This window comes from Mycolicibacterium pallens, assembly GCF_019456675.1.
Taxonomy (GTDB): Bacteria; Actinomycetota; Actinomycetes; order Mycobacteriales; family Mycobacteriaceae; genus Mycobacterium; species Mycobacterium crocinum.
In genome coordinates this window covers 1,229,440-1,251,377 of sequence record NZ_CP080333.1, presented here as the reverse complement: position 1 = coordinate 1,251,377, position 21,938 = coordinate 1,229,440, and the positions used below count along the sequence as shown (strand labels likewise).

The following is a 21,938-nucleotide window of genomic DNA, read 5'->3' as shown; positions in this document are numbered from 1 at the left end:
CACTCACGATCGGAATGTGACGACAACTCTGAACCCGTTCGACGATCCACAGCACGTAGCCAGGTACGCCGACCGCGCGGCTCAGATGGTGCCCGCCTACCGCGATATCCATCGGATGGTCGCGGTCCTCATTGCCGAACGCGCGCCGTCCGATGCCCGGATCCTCGTCCTCGGTGCGGGCGGAGGCCTCGAGACCAAGGCCTTCGCCGAAGCGCACCAGGGGTGGACATTCGACGCCGTCGACCCGTCAGCCGCGATGCTGGATCTCGCCGAGCGCAACCTCGGCCCGCTGGCGAAGCGAGTTCGCATGCACCACGGCTACGTCGATGACGCGCCGGCCGGCCCCTTCGCCGCCGCCACGGGCCTGCTGACACTGCACTTTCTGCCCTACGAAGAACGCCGTGCCGCCGCAACGCAAGTACGACGGCGGCTCGCACCTGGTGCGCCATTTATCGTGGCGCACATGAGCTTTCCGCAGCGTGACGGCGAACGAGAGCTGTGGCTGAGCCGCCATGTCGCCTATCTCGTCGAGTCGGGCATCGATCCCGCCGATGTCGACCGGGCGCGCACGGCCATCAGCACGCAGGTCCCTGTCCTGTCGCCGGCGGCAGACCGCACCATCCTGCAGGAGGCCGGTTTCAGTGACGTCACCGAGTTCTTCTCGGCGTTCACGTTCCGCGGTTGGGTCGGCTACGCCTGATCGGCCTGCTGGTCGGCGATCCGCCGCCGTGTTTCGGACACCGCCCGCCTGATTTCGGCGTTGTCGCGTCGTTCCGCGGCTGTCTCGCGGCTGGCCCGCTCCTCCAGGCGCTGCAGACGCTCCAGCTCCCGTTGTGCGGTCGCACCTTCGCGCTCATCGGCACGCGCCTCACGCTCGTCAGCGGCCATCTCACGATCGTCGGCGACCTCGTCGCGCTCGTCGGCGATGCGATCTCGTTCGTCGGCCACCGATTCGCGTCTCGAGACCTCTGCCTCGCGGTGCACAAGACGCTGCTCGCGGCCGTCGAGCTCAGTTTCACGCCGATCGTCGGCGCGCGTGTCACCGATCACTAACTCACCCTAACCCTCCGGGCGGCGCCGCGAAACAACGAGATGCACTCAGTCGGGTGATGAGAAGTGGCCGCGATGTTCGCGCTTGGCTCGGTACATCGCTTCGTCGGCACGCGAAAGTAATTGTGTCGCAGAAAGATCCAAGCCGACCGCACTGCCGACGCTGGCGCTGATATTCAGCGTGTGGGTGTCGACCTCGAAGGGCGCCGCCAGGCTGTGAAGGATTTGCTGACCCAGATCTTCCAGCTGGCCGACATCATGGAGGTGTTCGCGGACGACGACGAACTCGTCACCGCCCAGCCGGACGACGGTGTCGGTGTCGCGCACTGCGGCGGCTAACCGAATTCCTATCTCGCACAGCACTTTATCGCCGACAGCATGCCCGTGACGGTCATTGACGGTTTTGAAATGGTCGAGGTCGATGAACAACACACCCACGAGAGTGTCGGTGAGCCGGGCCCTGGCAAGGGCTCGGGTGAGCCGATCTTCCAGAACGGTGCGGTTGGACAGTCCGGTGAGCGGGTCGGTCAACGCGGCCTGCTCGAGCTGGGCAGCCGCTCTCTTCTGTTCGGTGATGTCTTGCAGCTGCACCAGGAAATAGGTGACGGCGCCGGACTCGTCGGGCAGGCCGACGATGGTCTGCAGACCCCACACCAGCGTCCCATCCGGACGGCGGAACTGACGCTCACCCTCATGGTGGCTGCGCGTCCCGGCGTACACAGCGGCCACAGCGTCCTCGAAGGCCGTGCCGTCATCGGTGGCGAACTCGCGCAGAGAGTGCCCGATCAGCTCGTCGGTGCGTCTGCCGAGAATGCTGCACATCGCGGGGTTGACCCGGGAGAGCGTGCCATCGCGCCTACGCCAGCCGACGCCGATCGTGGCGTGGCTCATCGCCAGTTCGAACATCCGCACTGCGGCATCGCGGGCGCGTTCAGCATTCACGCGATCGCTGACGTCGCGGTGCGCGGTGATCATCTGCTGCGGTCGGTCGCCGTCGGAGGGCAGGACGTGCGCGGTGGTCTCGATCCATCGGTAGTCACCGTCCGCGTGCCGCATGCGCATCGTGAATCTGGTCAGCGCACCGCTGGTGGTGCGCCAGGACTCCGCCAGAGACGCACGTTCGTCGGGGTGGACGAGATCGATGCCGCAGGTGCCAATCAGTTCGTCCGGCTCGAAGCCCAATACGGTGCGCGACGCGGGAGATACCCACAGGAACGTGGTCTCGTCGACCAGCTGCCAGGCCACCATGTCGGAGCTGTGTTCAGCGATCATGCGAAACAGTCGCTCGGATTCGCGCAGCTGCAGAGCTTGCAACGGCTCGCCGCTGACCGGCCGGAACGCAGCCACCACCGCCCACGGGTCGGGGTCGTCGGCACGAAAGATCGGTACGGCGTCGACGTAGAGCCACACGTGGCGGCCCGCGGCGTCACTGCCGGGGCGGTGCACACCCATGATTCGGTTGCGCACCGCGACGCCGGTGCGCCGCGCGACCATCGCGGGGGCCTGGGCGCCCTCGAGGAATCGGCCGTCCTCGTCGACCGCGGCCCAGCGGGGGTCCTGCGACGTCCGACCCAGCATCTGGCCGAACGACAACCCCAGAATGTCCTGTGCCACTTCGGACGCGGCCACAATCTCGCCGTCGGCGTTCTGCACGACAACGCCGGCGTCCGGCGGCAGCGCGACGAAACCCGCCTCTTCTGCCATCGCGTCGACGGAGATCTGTGCACCGACGTCCACCAGGCCCCCCTCGGTCGCTGCTGACCTTGTCCGAGTGAGTCTAGATTTTCCTCCCCCGCTTCCGGCGCCATTGCGGAACATCGAATTCCGCTGCCCGACATAGGGTTGCCTTGCTTAACGTCCCCTCAGCGGGGGACGTATCGGAGATGCGCGGTGCCGTTGTCGAAGACCGTGTGCTCGGCGAGCGTCAGGTCGAGGTGCACGCCGTCGGGCAGCGCACGCAGGCCGCCGCCCACCATCTTGGGGACGACGAAGAAGTGAAACTCCTCGACGAGGCCGGCCCGGATCGCGGGGGCCGCGACCGTCGGCCCGAAGATCTCCACGACGCCGGTGGCGTCGGCGACGATCCGCCGCAACTCGTCCAGGGTCAAATCGGGCACCACGCGGTGGGGTCCGACCTCCCCAGCCGTGAGCGTCGACGACGCCACCACCTTCTCGATGCCTCGCCAGCGCCGGGCGAACTCGTGTTCGGCTGCGGTCCAGGCATCGCCATCGGGATCGGTCTCCCAGTACTGCATCAACTCGAACGTCTTGCGGCCCAGCACTTCAGTGGATACCGCCGCCATGCGGTCGACGTGGACGTCGAACACCGCCGTGTTCGGGGCGGACCACTGGAAGTCGCCGTCAGCGTCGGCGGCATAGCCGTCGATGGACACAGTCGCGGTGAAGATCAGTTTTCCCATGCCGATACAGACTTCCCGACTCGACTGAACTCATCGATTGCACTACGTCGGGCGTTGAGTGAGAACTCACGCACACAACGTGCGAGTGCGCACAGACAACGATTCACACTCAACGACCGACCTGCACGTTGAAGCGGAACTCGACCACGTCAATCATCCGCTGCTAACGCCGCCTTAGTGGCGGTGAGCCATCGTTGGATGTAGCCACGGTGGGGCTCAGCTGCCTCCGCCAATACGGTCGCGTTCGCCGCGAGATAGTCAATCAGCCACCGCGACAACCCGTCCCACTCCTCCGCAGCACCACGCGGATGCAGCTTCCAGCCGAGGTCGTCCACCGACCACTGAGCCTTTGCCTGATTGCTCAGCATCGACGCTGTAACCCAGTTCGACTCGTCGTCGCGCCCACCTCGGCTGACCGGCACGAGATGATCGACCGTCGGGAACAACTCCCAAAAAGCGGGGTGCGTCTCTGAGACCTTCCAGTTCGGATGTGCCGGGAAGTCGTCCCCGAGCACAACATGGAGCAGGCGGAGAACGCCGGGGTTAATGAGCCGATTGCCCGTGTAGCGGTCGATGAAGCCATCACGCATGAACAGGTCCATCGACTGGCGTTCCGAGTACCGGCGGACGATCTTCTCCACCCGCACGAACGGGTAGTGCTTCCTAAGGGTGTCCGTGGCAGAACCCGTGTCCCCGACGCGAAGAGCAGCGCATACAGCGGCCAACACGCCAGCATTTGCGTCCATCCGCACACCTCTCGGCTACTTGGTAACAGCCTTGCCGCCCGACCTACACGTTGAAGCGGAACTCGACCACGTCACCGTCGACCATGACGTAGTCCTTGCCTTCCATGCGCACCTTGCCTGCCGCCTTGGCCGCGGCCATGTTCCCGGCCTCGACCAGATCGTCATAGGACACGACCTCGGCCTTGATGAAGCCCTTCTCGAAGTCGGTGTGGATGACACCGGCCGCCTTCGGGGCGGTGTCGCCCTGATGAATCACCCACGCGCGCGCCTCTTTTGGCCCGGCCGTCAGATACGTCTGCAGCTTCAACGTGTGAAAACCGGCTCGCGCCAACGCATCCAGACCGCGCTCGGTCTGCCCGATCGACTCCAGCAGCTCGGCCGCCGACTCATCGTCGAGCTCCTGCAGCTCCTCCTCGATCTTGGCGTCCAGGAACACCGCGTCGGCGGGCGCTACCATCGCCTTGAGCTCCGCCACCTTCTCGGCATCGGTGAGCACCGACTCGTCGCAGTTGAACACATAGAGAAACGGCTTGGTGGTCAACAGGTTCAGCTCGCGCAGCACCGCCGAGTCCACCTTCTTGCCCGCGGCGAACAGCGTCGTACCCCCGTTGAGCACCTCCTGGGCAGCCACGGCGGCCTCGTGCACCGGCTTGCGGTCCTTGTTGTTGCGGGCTTCCTTCTCCAGCCGGGGTACGGCCTTCTCCAGCGTCTGCAGGTCGGCCAGGATCAGCTCGGTCTCGATGACCTCGATGTCGGACTTCGGGTCCACCTTGCCGTCGACGTGCACCACGTCGTCGTCGGCGAACACCCGGACCACCTGACAGATAGCGTCGCATTCACGAATGTTGGCCAGGAACTTGTTGCCCAGGCCCGCCCCCTCCGAGGCACCCTTCACGATGCCGGCGATATCGACGAAGGTGACCGGCGCCGGCAGGATCCGCTCGGATCCGAAGATCTCGGCCAGCTTGGCCAGCCGTGGATCGGGCAGCGGAACGACACCTTCGTTCGGCTCGATCGTGGCGAACGGATAGTTGGCTGCCAGCACGTTATTGCGGGTCAGCGCGTTGAATAGGGTCGATTTCCCCACGTTGGGCAGACCGACGATTCCCAGGCTCAGGCTCACAGAGAAGACAGTCTAGGAGAAAGCGCCGGACGACCCCTCGGCTCGCGGCCCCGCCGACGGTCCACATTCAGCCGGAGCCGGTACGGTCTACGTGTGTCAGCACAGCGAGCCAGGTCCTCAGTGGCCCCCGCGAATCGCTCGGCGCACCCGAACCTTCCCGGCGTGCCCTGGTGGGCCGCCGTCCTCATCGCTGTGATCGCCACCACTATCGGCTTCGCCTTCGACGCCGGCTCGGGCAACAAGGAACTCGGCAGCGTCTTCGCCGCCATGTACGTCCTCGGCTGTGTGGCGGCGGTTCTCGCGGTGCGCCATTCAAGTATTTTCACCGCCGTCATCCAGCCGCCGCTGATCCTGTTCGTCATGGTGCCCGGCTCCTACTTCCTGTTCCACGGCGCCTCGTTCACCGGCGTCAAGGACACCCTGATCAACTTCGGCTACCCGCTGATCGAGCGCTTCCCGCTGATGCTGTTCACCTCGGCCGGCGTCCTGCTGATCGGATTGGTGCGCTGGTATTTCGGAATGTCGGCCAAATCGTCGGCGGCGGCCCGCCCTACCGACGACGACGACGCTGAGTCGGGGCCCGGCTTGTTTGCCGGACTGGCAGCCAAGCTCAGTGGCCTTCGCCGCGGTGACGTCGACGACGAGGACGACGTCGAGGACACCCCCAAGCGCAAGCACAGCATCGACCGCCCCGCGACCGCGGCGAAGCGGCCCCGGTCGGCACGGCCCGCCAAGCGCCCGGCACCCACGCGCTCGCGGCATGCCCGTCCCCCGCTGGAGGACATCACCGAGACGCCGGAACGCCCCCGCCGTCAGTCGTCGCGTCGTCGCCCGGCCGACGCCGATGCCGACGTGGCCGACTATCCCGACATTCCGCGGCGCCGGCGCCAGCCGCGCGACCCCGGCGCCCGCACGTCGTCGTCGCGCCGCGAACCACGCGAACCGCGGGAGCCACGCGAAACCCGCGAGCCGCGTGAGCGCCGGGATCCCTACGGTTCTCCGTCGCGGCGCAGCAGTCGTTTCGAGCCGTATGAGGCCTACCCGTCCTATGAGCCGTATCCGCCGTACGAGCCGCCGACGCGCCAGCGTCCGCCGGGGCGGGCCAACGGCGACAGCGAGACTCATCACCCGGTGTCGCGGGTGCGTTATCGCGGGGAGGGTGAGGCCGAGTCGGGTCGCCCGTCGCGGTCGCGTCGTCCGAGCGCGAACGACTGGGACGCCGAATCCTGGCGTTCCGACCGCTGAGCTGACCTACGCGCGCGCGGGACGGATCTCGCGCGGCAGCGCGAACACCAGCGTCTCGTTGGCCGTCGTCACCGATTGCACGGTGCCGTAGCCGTATTCGGCCAGCCGCTCCAGCACCCCGCGCACGAGGATCTCGGGCACCGACGCGCCGGACGTCACGCCGACGGTGTTGACCCCGGACAACCAGGCCGGATCGATGTCGTCGGCGTAGTCCACCAGGTAGGAGGACTGCGCACCGGCGCCCAACGCCACCTCGACCAGTCGCACGGAGTTCGACGAGTTTCGCGAACCGACCACGATCACCAGATCGCACTCCGGGGCCATTGCCTTGACCGCACCCTGGCGGTTCTGGGTGGCGTAGCAGATGTCGTCGCTGGGCGGATCCTGCAGCGTCGGGAACTTCTCCCGTAGGCGGCGCACCGTCTCCATGGTCTCGTCGACGCTCAGCGTGGTCTGGGACAGCCAGATGACCTTGTTCGGGTCGCGCACGGTGACGTTGTCGACCGCGTCCGGGTTGTCGACGACCTGGACGTGATCGGGCGCTTCACCGGCGGTGCCGACGACCTCTTCGTGGCCCTCGTGGCCGATCAGCAGGATGTCGTAGTCGTCGCGGGCGAACCGCTTGGCCTCGTTGTGGACCTTGGTGACCAGCGGACAGGTGGCGTCGATGACCTGCAGGTTGCGCTCGGCGGCGGTCTGGTGGACGGTCGGGGCGACGCCGTGGGCCGAGAACACCACGATCGCGCCCTCGGGCACCTCGTCGGTCTCGTCGACGAACACCGCGCCGGCCGCGGCCAGCGTTTCGACCACATGCTTGTTGTGGACGATCTCGTGGCGGACGTACACCGGCGCGCCGTGCTTCTCCAGGGCGCGCTCGACGGTTTCCACGGCGCGGTCCACGCCCGCGCAGTACCCGCGCGGCTCGGCCAGCAGCACCCGCTTGCCGGTGACGGGTCCGGCGGCCGAACTGGCGGCACCAGGAATCCCCATGTTGACGGTAGGCGGCATGCTTTCAGGGTACGTTCCCGCAACCTAAGGGGGCCAGCCGTAGGCTGGGGCCCATGGCAACTGCACCGTACGGGGTTCGTCTGCTGGTCGGCGCCGCCGTCACCGCACTCGAGGAAACCCGCAAGCTGCCCCAAACCATCCTGATGTACCCGATGACGGTGGCCAGCACCGTCGCGCACATCGTGATGAAGGTGCAGCAGGACCTGGCTGACCTGGTGATCAAGGGCGACTCCGCCCTGGAGAACATCTTCCCGCCGAAGGACGAGCAGCCCGAGTGGGCCACGTTCGACGAGGATCTCCCCGGGGACGAGGACGCGCCGGCACGGGACTCCGAACGCCTCACCGAGGGGCGGTTCGCCCTGTACAGCGAGACCGACGGCGTCGAGGTGAAGGCGCAATCCGCAGCGCAGCCATCGAAGCTGGCAACCGCCACCAAGAGTGCCCCGCCGATCGCCGAGGAACTCGACTACGAGTCGCTGACGCTGGCGCAGCTGCGTGCCCGGTTGCAGTCGCTGAGCGTCGCCGACCTGGAGGCGCTGCTGGCCTACGAGGAGACCTCCAAGGCTCGGGCACCGTTCCAGACTCTGCTGGCCAACAGGATCACCCGCGCGTCCGCCAAGTGACCAGCGCCCAGGGCAACTCTGCGGAGAACCCGTACCCGGTCCGCGCGGTGGCCATCCGCGTTGCCGGGTGGATCGACAAGCTGGGCACCGTGTGGGTCGAGGGTCAGCTGACCCAGATCAACGTGCGCAACTCCACGGCGTACATGGTGCTGCGCGATCCGGCGGCCAACATGTCCCTGGACATCAGTTGCTCGCGTGACCTGGTGCTCGCCGCTCCGGTGAAGCTCACCGAAGGCACCCAGGTGGTGGTGTGCGGCAAGCCGAGTTTCTACACCGTACGCGGCTCATTCTCCTTGCGCGTCAGCGATATTCGCGCCGTCGGCGTCGGCGAGCTGTTGGCCCGCATCGAACGATTGCGCCGGCTGCTGGAAGCCGAGGGGCTCTTCGATCCGCGGCTCAAGCGCCCGCTGCCGTTCCTGCCGTCGACCATCGGCCTGATCACCGGCCGGGCCAGCGCGGCCGAACACGATGTGACGACGGTGGCGGCGGCCCGCTGGCCCGCGGTGCGCTTCGCGATCCGCAACACCGCCGTGCAGGGCGTGAACGCTGTGGCCCAGATCGTCGAGGCGCTGCGCGAACTCGACGCCGACCCCGACGTCGACGTGATCGTGATCGCCCGCGGCGGTGGCAGCGTGGAAGACCTGCTGCCGTTCTCCGACGAGACGCTGTGCCGCGAGATCGCCGCCTGCACCACACCAGTGGTCAGCGCCGTCGGCCACGAGCCAGACAACCCGCTGTGCGACCTGGTCGCCGATATGCGGGCGGCCACCCCGACCGACGCCGCCAAGAAGGTGGTGCCCGACACCGCCGCCGAACTGGCGCTGATCTCCGAGCTGCGGCATCGCAGCGCACAGGCGCTGCGCAACTGGGTCGGCCGCGAGCAGCGCACGGTGACCCATCTGCGCAGCCGCCCCGTACTCGCCGACCCGTTGGGCGCGTTGACGCATCGCCATGAGGAGATCGAGCGGGCACGCGCCTGTATCCGCCGTGACGTCAAGCGGCTGGTGGCGGCGGAGTCCGATCGCGTCGGCCACTTGGCGGCGCGGTTGGCCACCCTCGGCCCGGCGGCCACGCTGGCCCGCGGCTACGCCGTTGTCCAGGTGGTCAGCCAACAAGGCGAGGCTCAGATTCTTCGCTCGACCGCCGACGCACCCGCCGGAACCCACCTCCGCATCCGGGTGGGCGACGGCGCAATCGGCGCAAGCAGCACTGGCCCGACGGACGGAACGCATGACACAGCCACCTGAACCAGACGAAACAACACCCATTAGTCAGCTTGGCTACGAAGATTGCCGGGACCAACTGATCGAGGTGGTCCGGGTGCTCGAGCAAGGCGGGCTCGATCTTGATTCGTCGCTGAAACTGTGGGAACGAGGCGAGGAACTGGCACGACGCTGCGAGGAGCACTTAGCCGGGGCGCGCAAACGCATCGAGGACGCGCTCGCCTCCCGCGACGACGACGAGGATTGAATCAGCTAGGGCGATAACCTGCGATATTGGAAAACTGGAACGTGTTTCAGTTATCCTCGCCGCCATGAGTGATGCCACGCTGACCACCGAGCTGGGCCGCGTCCTGGTGACCGGCGGCGCCGGATTCGTCGGCGCCAACCTGGTGACCGAGCTGCTCGAGCGCGGACACTTCGTCCGCGCCTTCGATCGAGCGGCATCGTCGCTGCCCCCGCACGAGCGCCTCGAGGTGCTTCAAGGCGACATCTGCGACACCGCAACGGTGGCCGCCGCGGTCGACGGGATCGACACAATCTTCCACACGGCGGCGATCATCGACCTGATGGGCGGAGCGTCGGCCACCGAGGAGTACCGCAAGCGCAGCTTCGACGTGAACGTCGGCGGCACCAAGAATCTGATCCACGCGGGACAGGCCGCCGGAGTCAAGCGCTTCGTCTACACCGCGTCCAACAGTGTGGTCATGGGTGGGCAGACGATCGTCAACGGTGACGAAACAATGCCGTACACAGAGCGTTTCAACGACCTCTACACCGAGACCAAGGTGGCCGCCGAGAAGTTCGTGCTCAGCCAGAGTGGCGTCGACGGCCTGCTGACGTGCTCGATCCGACCGAGCGGCATCTGGGGCCGTGGCGATCAGACCATGTTCCGCAAGCTGTTCGAGAACGTGATCGCCGGACACGTCAAGGTTCTGGTCGGCAATAAGGACGCCAAGCTGGACAACTCGTACGTCCACAACCTGGTACACGGATTCATCTTGGCCGCAGAGCATTTGGTCGAGGGCGGTTCAGCTCCCGGCCAGGCGTACTTCATCAACGACGGCGAGCCGATCAACATGTTCGACTTCTCCCGGCCGGTGGTGGAGGCCTGCGGCGAAAAATGGCCGAGCTTCTGGATCCCGGGAAGCTTCGTCCACGCGCTCCTGACCGGCTGGCAATGGCTGCACTTCAAGTTCGGGTTGCCCAAGCCGCCGCTGGAACCGCTTGCGGTGGAACGGGTGTCGATCGACAACTACTTCTCCATCGAGAAGGCCCGCCGCGACCTGGGTTACGAGCCGCTGTTCACCACCGAGCAGGCGCTGAAGGAATGCCTGCCGTATTACACCGACCTCTATGCGGAGATGAAGGGCTAGGCTTTGGCGCGCAATCTGCGCCACGCTGCTTGAGCCGCAACGGGAATCCGGGACGCGGCGAACATGCCATGGAAGAGCCAGCTGTCGTCTCGAGGCAGCACTCCCCCGCGCTGCAAGCCGTCGAGAATGTCGTAGAGGGTCTCCCCTTCGGCCATCAACCCGTCGGCGTTGAAGTGGTAGCGGTCGACGGCCGGCGCCTGGATGAACCGGCCGTTGCCGTAGATGCAGGGCGCCGACTCGTCGTAGGGATAAAGCCGTAGCGGTCCGGTCCAATGGCCGCTGCCGATGTAGCGGATCACGGTGCGCACGGTGCCCTCCGGCGTCACGTCGAGGTAGACCTGGTCGGGCAGTGGGTCATACCGCCAGTCCGGGATCGCGTCGAAGAACGCAAAGTTGTACGTCACGAAGTCGTCGATCCCGACGATCGTGCGGCCGAAGGTCGTGACGTCGGTGTAGCGGATGTCGGGGGCGTACAGCTCGTGGTTGAGGTCCATGTCGCGGACCAGGAAGCTCCACCAGTACTTCTTGGCCCACGTCATCACCCACGACAGGTCGGTGTCGAAATGCGTGCTGTAGTGCTCTAGTTTACGGTCGAAGTCGACGAACCACTGCTTGGTCATCGCCTGCAGTTCGGGTTCCTGGTACACCCGAATCGGTTCGGCCCGATTGGAATCGAGGAATCGCGGCACGTGGCCCTTCAGGCGTGGCCGGTTCAGCGCCTGCTGGAACATCTCCTCGTCGAACATTCGATCCCCTCATTCGGTTGGCGCAGTGGACATCAGCGTCAGGCTCGCTGTCGTGCAGTAGGACACGAGTTCGTCGCGAGTGAATCTGCCTGAACCGGAGAGCCATTCCACGAAGACGGCGGCCAGTCCGCCGGATAGCAGCGTGGCTTCCAGATGCCGATAGGGTGCCGGGACGGGAGCCCGTCCAGGCTCGGCAGCCATCGTGCGCACCGCGCCCAGGAACGCGGGCAGCGTGATCACCCCGCGGGTACGCAGGATGTCATTGGTCAGCGCCTCTCGGAAGATGATGCGCCCGGATTCCGGATGAGCCTCCAAGTACCCGGCCGCGGCGTCGAAGACTGCGCGTAACCGCTCCTCGAACGGGCCGTCCATACCGGTCAGCGCCGCACTGACGGCGTCGAGAAGTTGTTGTACGGCACGTTCATACGTGGCGAGCAGCAGCGAGTCGGTATCGGGGAAGCATTCGTAGAAGTGGCGCGGGCTGACGTTCGCCGCACGGCACACCCCGCGGACCGCCAATGCGGAGGCGCCCTGTGTGCCGACGATCGCGTAGCCTGCCGCGAGCAGCCGCTCGCGGCGCTCATCGGTCCGCTCGTCCGACGATGTCCCGCGCCAGCGGTCGTCAGAGGAAGGAGAATCGCTCACGTAACTCATCCGGGTTGAGGCCGAAACCCTCTGGCGTACAACGCTGGTAGGCGTGCGCAGTCCGCGGATGCGCAGCATGGTAGGCCGCGACGAAGCGGTCCGGGTGCTCGACCGGCTCCATATCGGCCGCGGCGTAGATCTTGGCCAGGCACGAGGCGGTGTCCTCGACCAGCGTCGAGTAGTCCAGGTCGACGAACGTCACGGGCGCGTCCGTCGCGGACGTCCGGAACTCGACGGCCCTGCGCAGCCACAACTCGCTTTGGTCCACCTGCTCACGTCCGACGTCAACGGCGTCGACATGGTCGCTGTAGGTGGACCGGTAGACGCCGAAGAGCGTGGCCCCCGACGTCAGCGTCTCGACGATGTCGCGGTGGATCTGGACGATGACCGCACCCGGAAACGCCTCCACCAGGTGGTCCAGCTCCGCGGTGTGCGCGGGGGCCTTCAGCACGAACCGCCGTTGGTCACCAGAACCGATCAGCTGCAACACTTCCCGATACCGCGCGTAGGAGCCGGCGAAATCCTGCCCGGCGAGCCAACCTGCGTAGGACGGGAGCCGCATCATCGAGGTGAAGCCCCAGTTCCGCAGGTCCGTCCCCATCGCGAGCACACATTCTTCGGGCAGATCAGGCCCTGACGGGTGCACGAGCGCCATATCGGGGTTCAGCGTGTGCAGCAGTTGGCTTGCCGCAGAGGTCGTTTCCGGATCTCTGCAGGACATCCAAGGTGCGACGAGTTCGACCGGCAGCGGGGCGTGCAGTCGTGGGTCCCGGCCCAGCAGGCGAAACAGAAATGTGGTGCCCGTTCGCCAGCCGCCGAGGATGACGATCGGTGGTGCGAGCGGGGTGTTTCGCAGGTCTGGGTCCTCGCGGAACGCAGTGGCGATGTGAGCCCCCGCACTCAACCTGCCGGTCGCTGATTGCAGCGCCATTCGGATGCCGACGGCATTGAGCGCCGCGTCCTCCTCGGCCGACCGGAGGAACGTCTCGAGCCCGTCTTCCCAGCCGTCGGCGAAATCCTCAACGCCTGCACCACGTTTGGCCGCCCGCTGGACAACCGCGTCGGCGTCGAACCGGTAGTGCTCGGGACGCTCGGCCCGGTCCTTCTCCGCCGCCGCGTAGATCTGCTGTGCGACCGGCCCCCGAACGGGTGGGGTCCAGGTCATAACTCGGCCAACCGAATCCGGCGAACCGAGGGTAGCTCCGGCTCCCGCGTCGGTTGCAGGAACCGCATCACGAACAGGCCGAACGTTCGGCCTTCGGTGTCCAGCCAGTCGTACCCGGCGATCTCGGGATTGCGGGCTGCGAGCACGAACCGAAAATGTCCGTCCGACAGTGTGCTGGTCGCGCCGGTACGGCAGACGACTCGATGCCGGTAGTCGAGAGAGTTGAGAAATCGGCTGTACAGCACGATGTTCCAGTGCCGGCATTGCGGCACCGCCCCTTCGATCACCAAGGCCTCGCCGTCGGCGAGTTCCCAGGCGCCACGCAGATAGTCGATGCCCGGCTCGGTGAAGGCCGCACCGCCGGTCATCGCCGCCCAGCGCCGCATGGTGTTCGGGGACTTCATGTCTTCGGCAACTGACATCCCGAAGACCGCGGGGATCTGGGACACGAACGCGCCGAGTCCGGAAAGCCGGCGCTTCAGGTCGGCAGGGTCCAGCGTCGGCGGCGCAGCCGGCGGACCCAGGGTCTCGATCCGGCACCAGCCCGGTCGCTCGGGCTCGACCACATCGTGGATGTAGCGCACCCATAAGGACGTCGCGCCCTGCGGGGCATCCACTGTCGTTTCGAAGGTGCCGTCACCGTCGATCGCCAGAGTGTCGGTGTCGATGCGTGTGACCGCAATGGCGTTCGCGACGCTGGTCCCGGCATAGATCGTGATCGACTGGTATGTCGAATCCCCCACGTTGCCGGTGACCCGGTACCTGCGGCCGTCCCGGATGTCGGTGATCCAGTAGCGATAGTCGGGGTTGTCCATGAAGAACTTGTCGCGCCACCCGTTGAAGGGCATCAGTCCCGGTGTGTCGGGATCACCCTCGAGCCGGCCGGTCAGGTTGTTCACGGCGCGCAGCAGCGCGCGGTATCCATCGGCGCGTTCGCGCGGATCGAGATCGTTGGTCAGCTCATCGAGCTTCTGGCCGGCCTCGCGCAAGCCTTCGACCATGCGTGTCCAACCGACTGCCGCGTCCATCGGAAACGAGTGTTACCTATGGGCTGCGGGGTGTCAACGCATCGAGTCCTTGACGACCCGACCGTAGGCAGTTTTCTGCTCGTTGGTCAGCGTCGGAGCGAAGACGATCACGAGGTCTTCGACCTGCAACATGTCGGGCACCGCGGCGGCGTAGAGCTCCGCACGCCCAGTGCTCGGGAACTTCAGGATCGACACCGTGTCGGTGCTGGTGGCCTCCAGGCAGCCCGCCGTCGGGCACGTCGAGGCCGTCGCGTCACGGGCGTTGACTGCGGGCAGCTTGGCCTTCGTGATGGCGTCGAGCACCTGCGCGACGGAGACGTTGTTCAGCATCACCGCGCCGGCGGTCGTCGGGGTCGGATGCGTGTTTCGAGCGCCGCAGCCTTGGACTGCCACGGCCAGCGCGACCGCCGCCACGAGCAGTGCGCATCTGGCAGGCATGGACCGAGCCTATCGACAGCGTCGACCGCACCCAGGGTCGCTTCCGTACACTCGCTTGCCGTGCACATCCGCCGCAGACTCCTGGCGCTGTCAATGGCGATCATGCTGTTGGCTGTGGTGGGTTGTTCGACCGGAGTGCCAGACCGCCGGGCCGATGCCGAAGCACTCGCAGGGCGGATCCGTGCTCTGCCCGGTGTCGTCGCAGCGACCAGCAACTCCGCGCACAGCCAGGCCCAGGGCCTGATCTATGTTCGCATCGGCGTTGAGGTCACAGACGACATCACTGCCGATCAGGTCGCCGACATCACCACGCACTATCTCCACGGCATCGCCACCGGCACATTCACCGGGTATCAACTCGAACTCGACGTCCGGCGGGGGTGGAACGTCTTCGCCGTCGACAGCGGCAGATTGCCGATCATCAACGGTGGGCAGGTCGTTGCTCAAGCTCGAGACTGGGTGATGCTGCGGAGCGAATTCGCCTCTGCCACAGTGACTCTGCGCGCCACGATCGAGCACCCCGCCGGGCAGACGACCGAGCGGGAAGCCGGGCACTCCAACCTCGCGACGCTTGTGTTCGACGATCGCGCCGACTACCGCACGGTCAGCGCCGCAGTCGGCACGTTGTCCCAACGATTCCCGCGACTCGGCGGACTGGACTGGACGATCGACGCCGGGAGGGACAAGCCGGCAGAGATCAAGACCTCGCGGCGACTGCCCACGGCCGCCGAACTGACGGTCTTCGACCGGCTCAATGCCGACCAATCCATCCCTCACATCGTCCGTCTTCGGATCAACGGTCCGGTGACGCCGCCGGTCTGGTTCTCCGAGAAGACGATCGGGTCCCGCGATGTCGAGGTCGCCCTGCAGCTGGCGCGCGCACATCTGCCGCTTGTCGCGACCCTGCCGGCACCGGTGCTCTACACCGCCAGCGACCACCTGTCGGGTCATATCGGTGGCAGCGGCTTCGCCCGCGGTCCGGTCGCGATCACCGTCGGCGGATGCACCAAACACGATCCGCTGGTGTATGTGCCGATCGCTGCCGAACAGCAATTGATAAAGCAGTACGAGAAGTGCTCATCGTGAAACTGCTGCCGGCTTTCGCGGCGTGCAGTGTTGAGGCAGAACCCGGAGCGAATTCTGCACGATTTTCTCGCACTGAGTTCTGGATCAACGCCCGAACCTAGATGTCCGGCGTGCTTCACTAGAACGCGTTCCAGACTGGAGGGAGTTCGATGTCCGACGCTGTGCTGGTAACCGGCGCGTTCGGGTTGGTGGGAAGTGCAACGGTCAAGCAGCTAGCGGCCAGCGGCCGGCGCGTGGTCGCCACCGACCTCGAAACCCCGGCGACCCAAAAGGCGGCCGCCGACTTACCCGCCGGAGTGCAGGTGCGCTGGGCGGATCTCACCGACCCGGCCGCCGTCGAGATGCTCCTGGCCGAGGTCTCCCCCGCTGCGGTCATCCACCTGGCCGCCGTGATCCCGCCGCTGTGCTACGCCAAGCCCCAGCTCGCCTACAAGGTCAACGTCGGCGCTACTGCCAACATCGTGAAAGCCCTTGAGGCTCATCCGAATCCGGTCCGCCTGGTGCAGGCCTCCAGCATCGCGGTGTACGGGCCGCGCAATCCGTATCGGATCACCGATGTGCTGACCGCACAGACTCCGGTCAACCCATATGACAACTACGGCAAGCACAAGGTCGAGGCCGAAGGGATCGTGCGGGCCTCCACGCTGGACTGGGTGATCCTGCGCCTCGGCGGGGTGCTGACCACCGAACCCAACCTCGGCATGGACCCCAATCTGATCTTCTTCGAAGGAGTGCTGCCCGCCGACGGCCGGCTGCAGACCGTCGACGTCCGCGATGTGGCGTTCGCCTTCGCCGCCGCCACCACCGCCGACGCGCTGGGCCAGACATTGCTGATCGGCGGTGACGACAGCCATCGACTGCGGCAGAGCGACATCGGCCAGTCCACGGCCGCCGCGATGGGTTTGGTGGGCGCCCTGCCCACTGGGCGCAAGGGCGACCCGAATGATGACAACGGATGGTTCGCCACCGACTGGATGGACTCGGCCACCGCGCAGCAGGTGCTCAAGCATCAGCACTACTCGTGGCCGGACATGCTGGCCGAGACCGCGGACAAGGTCGGCTGGAAGCGCTACCTGTTCCGGGTGATCGCGCCGCTGGCCCGCGAGTACCTCAAACGGCAGTCGCCCTACTACGGTCAGCCGCCGGGGTACGGCAACCCGTGGGAAGCCGTCCGGCGCAAGTGGGGTGCCCCGGAGAACGACGGGAAGGTGTCATGACCGAGCAGGTAGCCGTGATCGTCGGTGGCGCCTCCGGGATCGGCTGGGCGACGGCCCAGACGCTGGCGGCCCAGGGCGCACGCGTGACGATCGCCGACCGCAACACCGAGCTGGCGCGCGAGCGCGCCGCCGAGCTCGGCGATCCGCACACGTGGGCGGAGGTCGAGGTCACCGACGAAACAACTGTCGCAAGGCTTTTCGATGATGTGGTGGCCCGCGAGGGCGCACTGCACGTGGTGGTCAACTGTGCGGGGTTCAGTGGCTTCGGGGTGATCACCGAGCTCGACGCCGAGCAGTTCCGCTCGGTGATCGACGTCTGCCTCACCGGGGCGTTCCTGGTGATCAAGCACGCCGGCAGGCATTTGCGCGAGGGGGGCGCACTGGTGTCGCTCACATCGCTGAACGCCCGCCAGCCCGCGATCGGGATGAGCGCCTACTGCTCGGCCAAGGCCGGCCTGTCGATGCTGACCCAGGTGGCTGCTCTGGAGTTGGGGCCGCGCGGTATCCGCGTCAACGCCGTCGCGCCCGGGTTCGTGCACACCCCGCTGACCGAAGGCGCCGCAATGGTCCCCGGTGTCGTGGACGAGTACGTCGAGAACACCGCGTTGGGCCGGCCGGGGACACCGCAAGACATCGCCGACGCGGTGGCCTTCCTGTGCTCACCGCAGTCCTCGTGGCTCACCGGCGAGATCCTCGACCTCAACGGTGGCGCACACCTCAAGCGCTACCCCAACATCGCGGAGCACCTCAACCGGCTGATGGACCCGTAGTTGGCGTGAACACCGAATTCACCGTCACCCAGAAGCGCGCGCTGGCGATCGTCACCCTGGTCGCGGTGCTGCTGGGTGCCTACTTCCTGCGGCACTACTTCATCCTGGTCGTGATCGCGGCGATCGTCGCGTATCTGTTCACCCCGCTGTACAACCGGTGCCGACGCCGGTTTGGGTCGGGGTTGTCGGCGACGCTGACGGTGCTGGCCGCGCTGGCCACCGTCATCATCCCGGTGGGCGCACTGGTAACGCTTGCGATACTTCAGATTTCGCACATGGTGGTGCACGTCGCAGACTGGGTGCAGAGCGCCGACATGTCGACGGTCGGCGACCAGGCATTGGCCTACGCCAACCGGGCGCTGGCGAAGCTGCCGTTCGGCCACTTCTCCGTCACGTCCGACTCGGTGCGCGGCACGATGGTGAGCGTCTCCCAGAACCTCGGCCGGTGGTTGCTGCACGCGTTGCAGGGAGCCGCCGGCGGGGTGATCGGCGTCGTCACCTCGGCCATCATTTTCCTGTACGTCCTGGTGTCGTTGCTGACCAATCAGGAGCAGCTGCTCACCCTGATCCGCCGGCTCAACCCGCTGGGCGAAGAGGTCACCGACCTGTACCTGGCCAAGATGGGCGCGATGGTCAAGGGAACGGTCAAGGGCCAGTTCATCATTGCGCTGGTTCAGGGCCTGCTCGGGGCGGCGTCGATCTACATCGGCGGATTCCACAACGGGTTCTTCATCTTCGCGATATTCCTGACCGCGCTGTCGGTCATCCCGCTGGGCAGCGGCATCATCACGATCCCGTTCGGCATCGGCATGATGTTCTTCGGCAATATCGGCGGCGGCCTGTTCGTGGTGCTGTTCCACATCATCGGCGTCACCAACGTCGACAACTTCCTGCGCCCGATCCTGGTTCCGCGCGAGGCCCGGCTGGATCCGGCGCTGATGCTGCTGGCGGTGTTCTCCGGCATCGCGATGTTCGGCTTCTGGGGCATCGTGCTGGGGCCCGTCCTGATGATCATCATCGTCACGACGATCTCGGTGTACCTGGCCGTGTACAAGGGCGTCGAGATGACGGCGCACGAGCCACCCGAGAAACGCCGCCGGCTGTTCCGGCGGCGGATCAAGGAGGAGATCGAGGAGACGTCGGCCGCCGCGGACGGCGAGCCGGCGCCGAGTTAGTCGACCTGCTTGTACCAGGAGATGACGACCATCACCATGGCGGCGACCAGAGCGACGATCACCCACAGCACGAGACTGACGTCGATCCAGGCGCCCGGCGGCGGCGCCCCGGGCAGGATGTTGCGCAGCGGCACGATCGCGAAGAGCATTGCGGCGTACCACGTTGCGAACGGCATCTGGAACTGCTTGCGACGGGTGATCACCAGCACGGAGGTGAAGATCGCGATCGTCGGCAGAGTCAGCAGAACGACCACGATGCCGAGGTCGAAGGCCAGCGGGCCGAGCGCTCGGCTGAACGTCACCTGCGTGGCGTCACCGTCACCCTTGGCGGCCGGGGCGGGCGCAACCTCTTCGCTGGACAGGTCCCAGCCTTGCAGGGCGCCGGCGATCTGGACCTTGGCGGGAACGATCTTGCGATCCTCGCCCTCGCCGATCAGCAGATCGGCGCTGATGCCCTCGGTCTTGTAGCTGTCGAACGGCCAGGTGTTCACATCGCCGTTCACGTCGATGGTGGTCGTCACCTCAGCCGGTGCCGCGCCGGCCGGAAATTTCAAGTCGCCCAGCGAGTTCCACGGGTGCAGCCGGACCGAGATGTCCTCTTTCAGGACGTCGAGCTTGCTGTCGACCAGCGAATCAGCCGGAACGACAAGCACTTTGGCGTCGGCTTTGTAGTCGACGGTACGCAGGGCCTGCAAGGTGATGAGGACGACGGTCTCCGAACCGTTGCCCTCATTAGCCGCCTCGAGTTCCTTGGCGGAACCGGACAGCCACCAGTAGCCGAACAAGGTGGCGAGGTAGGCCAGGATCACGACCAGCACCGTGACGATGGCGGCCTTCTTACCCCGCGGCGCTGGCGAGGCGGCAGGAGCGGGTGTCTGCGGCTCAGCTGGGGTCGTGGTCACGCGGGCATCGTATATTGACGCACGCGTCCGCGCTGGCCTTTGCTTAGGCTTGCCTAGAACGGCGGCTCGTCGACCGATGGCGGCGCGGGTCCGAGCAGCGCACCGTGGCGGGCTCTTCGCTCCGCGCGGTTGCGGCTGCGTTCGGCCGCGATGTATTTCGCACGGTTCTGCGCCCGGGTGGTCTTTCGGCGCGGCATGAACAGGGTGCGATCACCGGGTGTCTCGACCTCGGCGAGTCGGTGCAGCGGCGGCAGCGTCGGCGTCATCATACTGGGGAACAGCAGAGCGCTGCCCGGAGTCGTGACATAGGTGTGGCCTCCGGGCAGTTCCCAGATGACCGTGCCGTCGGCCAATTGTGTGTCGCGCCAACCCCAGAACGTTTTCAGGATGTGACAGCGACGGCATAAGCATTTGATGTTGCCCGCATGGGTGGGGCCGTACGGATACGGGATCGTATGGTCCAGGTCGCAGTGCGTCGCCGGCTTGTCACAACCCGGCGCCCGGCATGTCAGGTCCCGGGCTCGCACAAAATCGGCCAATGCGCGCGATGGACGATAGCCGCGCTCCGCCGGTGCATCGATCGGGTGGACCAAGGGACTCAGCTTGGCGTTCGCAGCCAACTCGGCCACCACCTCAGCCGGGATCACCGCATTGGTACCCAACTGGTAGCCGGGTTCGTCGGAACGCCCTTCCACGGTTGCCTGCTCGGCCACGACGTGGATCACCACCGGACCGGGCGCCGGCTTCTGGGTCGCAGAGCAACTCGCGTCACCGCACTGACAACCCAGCCGATCGGCGCTGACCGACATTGCGCCAAAAGCATCGGAACGGCGCTGATCGGCGGTGCGCGGGTCGGCTTCGCACACCGAATTGGCCAACGACTCGACCCGTTGCTTGAACGCCTCGGCATGGGTGGACGTCAAGCGCGCAACCACTTCGACGCACCCATCCTCCTCGTCGCCGAAATCCACGCCGCGATCGCGGGTTTTCGCACGTGTTCGGCGCACAGCGTCAGGGTCATGCTTGCGCACGATGCGGTCGATCTCAGAGGCCAGCCGCCCTCGCGTCATCGACGGCCATCGCTGCGCTCGCTGAGCCAACCGCCGATCAACCTCGGCCAGAACACCGTCATCGGCGATCAAGGCAGTGCGATAGACGACCGTCTGGAACATCTGCACGTCGATATCGCCCGCGATAAAGACAGCGGCGACCGCGGGCAACTGCTTCATGGCCAAGCCGTAATTCATGTAGCTGCCTGCCTTGGCCGCGCTGATTCGCAGTGCCGCAGCGATTTCCGCACCGACCGCCGCCCAGGTGTCGACCGCCCAGTCCTCGCGCTCGCCGCGCTCGTGACGACGAAGCTCGAATAGTTCGGCGACAGCAGCCAGCCGCCGGGCCGCGGTTTGATTCTCCGCCCGCGCGGATGCACAGATGCTCGTCAGCAGCGCACGCGACTCGGCCGTATCGGACGGCTCGAAATAGTCGTGGTACCGACTCCTGGCGAACATGTGTTCGATACTACGTCGGCGCGGTGACAGAAATTGGAATCGGTAGCAGCGCGCTCGACGTCTGCTTGTCGCGTGAATCGAAGGCCACAAACCCTCAAGCGACTAGTCGTTGGACTGGCGATGACCGCGCTGGCGTCCGGCGGTGCAGGCATGACCGCCGCAGCCACGGCCCACGCAGATCCGGGACCCATCGGACCACGGCAGTGGTGCCCCGGCCAATCGCTGTGGATCACCGGCAATCACGTGACCAACCCCGTGATTTGGGACAACAACATCTGCCACACGTACTACATCGTGGACTTCGGCCAGGGCAACGTCGCGCAGAACATCTGGGATGGCCCGGATCCGCCGGCCGCGATCCCTCCCCCGCCGCCACCGCCGTGGGCCATCACCACCCGCGAGCAGTGCGAGCAGATCCTCGGGATGTTCTGCCCCAAGGCGTGACCT

Annotated in this window: 24 protein-coding genes; 11 read left to right on the top strand and 13 right to left on the bottom strand. The window is 66.2% G+C overall.

The features are described 5' to 3' along the window. The first annotated feature begins 16 nt into the window (after window positions 1–16). Window positions 17–700 (top strand): class I SAM-dependent methyltransferase, encoded by a 684-nt coding sequence (locus K0O64_RS06100; RefSeq protein WP_096312716.1) that lies wholly within the window; start codon window positions 17–19, stop codon window positions 698–700. Here the strand turns inward: K0O64_RS06100 and K0O64_RS06095 are convergent. From K0O64_RS06095 to ychF, 5 genes are all read right to left on the bottom strand, one after another. Then, entirely contained in the window at window positions 691–1,050 is a 360-nt protein-coding gene (locus tag K0O64_RS06095; protein WP_096310363.1) for a hypothetical protein, read from the bottom strand. The two genes, K0O64_RS06100 and K0O64_RS06095, sit on opposite strands and share 10 nt — an antisense overlap. Before the next feature lie 48 nt (window positions 1,051–1,098). Beyond that, window positions 1,099–2,787, bottom strand: coding sequence for a sensor domain-containing protein (locus K0O64_RS06090; protein WP_164520028.1), 1,689 nt, complete (start codon window positions 2,785–2,787; stop codon window positions 1,099–1,101). A 125-nt stretch (window positions 2,788–2,912) separates the two neighbouring features. Beyond that, window positions 2,913–3,470, bottom strand: a complete 558-nt coding sequence (locus tag K0O64_RS06085) for a dihydrofolate reductase family protein (RefSeq protein ID WP_071947317.1) — start codon at window positions 3,468–3,470, stop codon at window positions 2,913–2,915. A 149-nt stretch (window positions 3,471–3,619) separates the two neighbouring features. Next, window positions 3,620–4,216: an HNH endonuclease gene (locus K0O64_RS06080; RefSeq protein WP_071947318.1), complete on the bottom strand. Its 597-nt coding sequence runs from the start codon at window positions 4,214–4,216 to the stop codon at window positions 3,620–3,622. Between the two features lie 43 nt (window positions 4,217–4,259). Beyond that, entirely contained in the window at window positions 4,260–5,339 is a 1,080-nt protein-coding gene (ychF, locus tag K0O64_RS06075) for a redox-regulated ATPase YchF (RefSeq protein ID WP_096310359.1), read from the bottom strand. Between the two features lie 93 nt (window positions 5,340–5,432). Between ychF and K0O64_RS06070 the strand changes: the two genes are divergently transcribed. Continuing rightward, on the top strand, window positions 5,433–6,584 hold the full coding sequence (locus K0O64_RS06070; RefSeq protein WP_096310357.1) for a DUF6542 domain-containing protein: 1,152 nt from the start codon (window positions 5,433–5,435) through the stop codon (window positions 6,582–6,584). A 6-nt stretch (window positions 6,585–6,590) separates the two neighbouring features. Here the strand turns inward: K0O64_RS06070 and K0O64_RS06065 are convergent, their stop codons facing one another. Then, window positions 6,591–7,592 (bottom strand): 4-hydroxy-3-methylbut-2-enyl diphosphate reductase, encoded by a 1,002-nt coding sequence (locus tag K0O64_RS06065; RefSeq protein ID WP_071947321.1) that lies wholly within the window; start codon window positions 7,590–7,592, stop codon window positions 6,591–6,593. 53 nt (window positions 7,593–7,645) lie between these two features. Between K0O64_RS06065 and K0O64_RS06060 the strand changes: the two genes are divergently transcribed. Genes K0O64_RS06060 through K0O64_RS06045 form a run of 4 tightly spaced genes read left to right on the top strand, consistent with a single transcriptional unit; the run spans window position 7,646 to window position 10,811 of the window. Next, on the top strand, window positions 7,646–8,215 hold the full coding sequence (locus K0O64_RS06060) for a lipid droplet-associated protein (protein WP_071947322.1): 570 nt from the start codon (window positions 7,646–7,648) through the stop codon (window positions 8,213–8,215). Next, window positions 8,212–9,462 carry an exodeoxyribonuclease VII large subunit gene (xseA, locus tag K0O64_RS06055; protein WP_096310355.1) on the top strand — a complete coding sequence of 417 codons (1,251 nt, stop codon included), beginning with the start codon at window positions 8,212–8,214 and terminating at the stop codon, window positions 9,460–9,462. Before K0O64_RS06060 ends, xseA begins: the two co-directional genes overlap by 4 nt. Continuing rightward, window positions 9,446–9,685 (top strand): exodeoxyribonuclease VII small subunit, encoded by a 240-nt coding sequence (locus K0O64_RS06050; protein WP_071947324.1) that lies wholly within the window; start codon window positions 9,446–9,448, stop codon window positions 9,683–9,685. The genes xseA and K0O64_RS06050 overlap by 17 nt, the downstream gene beginning before the upstream one ends. Before the next feature lie 52 nt (window positions 9,686–9,737). Beyond that, on the top strand, window positions 9,738–10,811 hold the full coding sequence (locus K0O64_RS06045) for a 3-beta-hydroxysteroid dehydrogenase (RefSeq protein ID WP_198044437.1): 1,074 nt from the start codon (window positions 9,738–9,740) through the stop codon (window positions 10,809–10,811). Here K0O64_RS06045 and K0O64_RS06040 read toward each other — a convergent pair. From K0O64_RS06040 to K0O64_RS06020, 5 genes are read right to left on the bottom strand one after another with little or no spacing between them, the layout of a single operon-like run. After that, a complete protein-coding gene (locus K0O64_RS06040) occupies window positions 10,808–11,557 on the bottom strand; it encodes a nuclear transport factor 2 family protein (RefSeq protein ID WP_071947326.1) in 750 nt (249 codons plus the stop codon). The two genes, K0O64_RS06045 and K0O64_RS06040, sit on opposite strands and share 4 nt — an antisense overlap. A gap of 9 nt (window positions 11,558–11,566) precedes the next feature. Next, complete coding sequence (locus tag K0O64_RS06035; protein ID WP_198044307.1) at window positions 11,567–12,202, bottom strand: TetR/AcrR family transcriptional regulator; 636 nt, start codon at window positions 12,200–12,202, stop codon at window positions 11,567–11,569. Continuing rightward, window positions 12,180–13,367, bottom strand: coding sequence for a sulfotransferase family protein (locus K0O64_RS06030; protein ID WP_220046217.1), 1,188 nt, complete (start codon window positions 13,365–13,367; stop codon window positions 12,180–12,182). The genes K0O64_RS06035 and K0O64_RS06030 overlap by 23 nt, the downstream gene beginning before the upstream one ends. Continuing rightward, window positions 13,364–14,395, bottom strand: coding sequence for a DUF1214 domain-containing protein (locus K0O64_RS06025; protein WP_096310348.1), 1,032 nt, complete (start codon window positions 14,393–14,395; stop codon window positions 13,364–13,366). The genes K0O64_RS06030 and K0O64_RS06025 overlap by 4 nt, the downstream gene beginning before the upstream one ends. 33 nt (window positions 14,396–14,428) lie before the next feature. Then, complete coding sequence (locus tag K0O64_RS06020; protein WP_096310346.1) at window positions 14,429–14,833, bottom strand: hypothetical protein; 405 nt, start codon at window positions 14,831–14,833, stop codon at window positions 14,429–14,431. A 60-nt stretch (window positions 14,834–14,893) separates the two neighbouring features. Here K0O64_RS06020 and K0O64_RS06015 point away from each other — a divergent pair, with 60 nt between their 5' ends. The 4 genes from K0O64_RS06015 to K0O64_RS06000 all read left to right on the top strand — a co-directional run bounded on the left by K0O64_RS06015 (window position 14,894) and on the right by K0O64_RS06000 (window position 19,081). Then, window positions 14,894–15,919 carry a hypothetical protein gene (locus tag K0O64_RS06015; protein WP_096310344.1) on the top strand — a complete coding sequence of 342 codons (1,026 nt, stop codon included), beginning with the start codon at window positions 14,894–14,896 and terminating at the stop codon, window positions 15,917–15,919. Window positions 15,920–16,068: 149 nt separating this feature from the next. Then, entirely contained in the window at window positions 16,069–17,136 is a 1,068-nt protein-coding gene (locus K0O64_RS06010; protein WP_071947332.1) for an NAD-dependent epimerase/dehydratase family protein, read from the top strand. Further along, the gene (locus tag K0O64_RS06005) at window positions 17,133–17,906 is read left to right on the top strand and encodes an SDR family NAD(P)-dependent oxidoreductase (RefSeq protein ID WP_220046216.1); all 774 of its coding nucleotides are present in this window, start codon (window positions 17,133–17,135) and stop codon (window positions 17,904–17,906) included. The genes K0O64_RS06010 and K0O64_RS06005 overlap by 4 nt, the downstream gene beginning before the upstream one ends. Before the next feature lie 5 nt (window positions 17,907–17,911). Next, window positions 17,912–19,081, top strand: coding sequence for an AI-2E family transporter (locus tag K0O64_RS06000; RefSeq protein WP_220046215.1), 1,170 nt, complete (start codon window positions 17,912–17,914; stop codon window positions 19,079–19,081). Here the strand turns inward: K0O64_RS06000 and K0O64_RS05995 are convergent. Together K0O64_RS05995 and K0O64_RS05990 are read right to left on the bottom strand one after the other, a co-directional pair. Further along, window positions 19,078–19,983: a DUF4436 domain-containing protein gene (locus tag K0O64_RS05995; RefSeq protein WP_071947335.1), complete on the bottom strand. Its 906-nt coding sequence runs from the start codon at window positions 19,981–19,983 to the stop codon at window positions 19,078–19,080. The two genes, K0O64_RS06000 and K0O64_RS05995, sit on opposite strands and share 4 nt — an antisense overlap. A gap of 53 nt (window positions 19,984–20,036) precedes the next feature. Further along, a complete protein-coding gene (locus K0O64_RS05990; protein ID WP_071947336.1) occupies window positions 20,037–21,491 on the bottom strand; it encodes an HNH endonuclease signature motif containing protein in 1,455 nt (484 codons plus the stop codon). Window positions 21,492–21,611: 120 nt separating this feature from the next. On the opposite strand from K0O64_RS05990, the gene K0O64_RS05985 reads away from it, so the two are divergent. Further along, a complete protein-coding gene (locus K0O64_RS05985) occupies window positions 21,612–21,935 on the top strand; it encodes a hypothetical protein (RefSeq protein ID WP_071947337.1) in 324 nt (107 codons plus the stop codon). The last annotated feature ends 3 nt before the right edge of the window (window positions 21,936–21,938 follow it).

What these genes read in the sequence shown, in the direction of transcription:
- K0O64_RS06025 (WP_096310348.1), bottom strand. Translation starts at nt 14,395, where the DNA reads ATGGACGCGGCAGTCGGTTGGACACGCATGGTCGAAGGCTTGCGCGAG.
- K0O64_RS06005 (WP_220046216.1), top strand. Translation starts at nt 17,133, where the DNA reads ATGACCGAGCAGGTAGCCGTGATCGTCGGTGGCGCCTCCGGGATCGGC.
- K0O64_RS06065 (WP_071947321.1), bottom strand. Translation starts at nt 7,592, where the DNA reads ATGCCGCCTACCGTCAACATGGGGATTCCTGGTGCCGCCAGTTCGGCC.
- K0O64_RS06085 (WP_071947317.1), bottom strand. Translation starts at nt 3,470, where the DNA reads ATGGGAAAACTGATCTTCACCGCGACTGTGTCCATCGACGGCTATGCC.
- K0O64_RS06010 (WP_071947332.1), top strand. Translation starts at nt 16,069, where the DNA reads ATGTCCGACGCTGTGCTGGTAACCGGCGCGTTCGGGTTGGTGGGAAGT.
- K0O64_RS06020 (WP_096310346.1), bottom strand. Translation starts at nt 14,833, where the DNA reads ATGCCTGCCAGATGCGCACTGCTCGTGGCGGCGGTCGCGCTGGCCGTG.
- K0O64_RS05990 (WP_071947336.1), bottom strand. Translation starts at nt 21,491, where the DNA reads ATGTTCGCCAGGAGTCGGTACCACGACTATTTCGAGCCGTCCGATACG.
- K0O64_RS05985 (WP_071947337.1), top strand. Translation starts at nt 21,612, where the DNA reads ATGACCGCGCTGGCGTCCGGCGGTGCAGGCATGACCGCCGCAGCCACG.
- K0O64_RS06050 (WP_071947324.1), top strand. Translation starts at nt 9,446, where the DNA reads ATGACACAGCCACCTGAACCAGACGAAACAACACCCATTAGTCAGCTT.
- K0O64_RS06060 (WP_071947322.1), top strand. Translation starts at nt 7,646, where the DNA reads ATGGCAACTGCACCGTACGGGGTTCGTCTGCTGGTCGGCGCCGCCGTC.
- K0O64_RS06030 (WP_220046217.1), bottom strand. Translation starts at nt 13,367, where the DNA reads ATGACCTGGACCCCACCCGTTCGGGGGCCGGTCGCACAGCAGATCTAC.
- K0O64_RS06040 (WP_071947326.1), bottom strand. Translation starts at nt 11,557, where the DNA reads ATGTTCGACGAGGAGATGTTCCAGCAGGCGCTGAACCGGCCACGCCTG.
- K0O64_RS06080 (WP_071947318.1), bottom strand. Translation starts at nt 4,216, where the DNA reads ATGGACGCAAATGCTGGCGTGTTGGCCGCTGTATGCGCTGCTCTTCGC.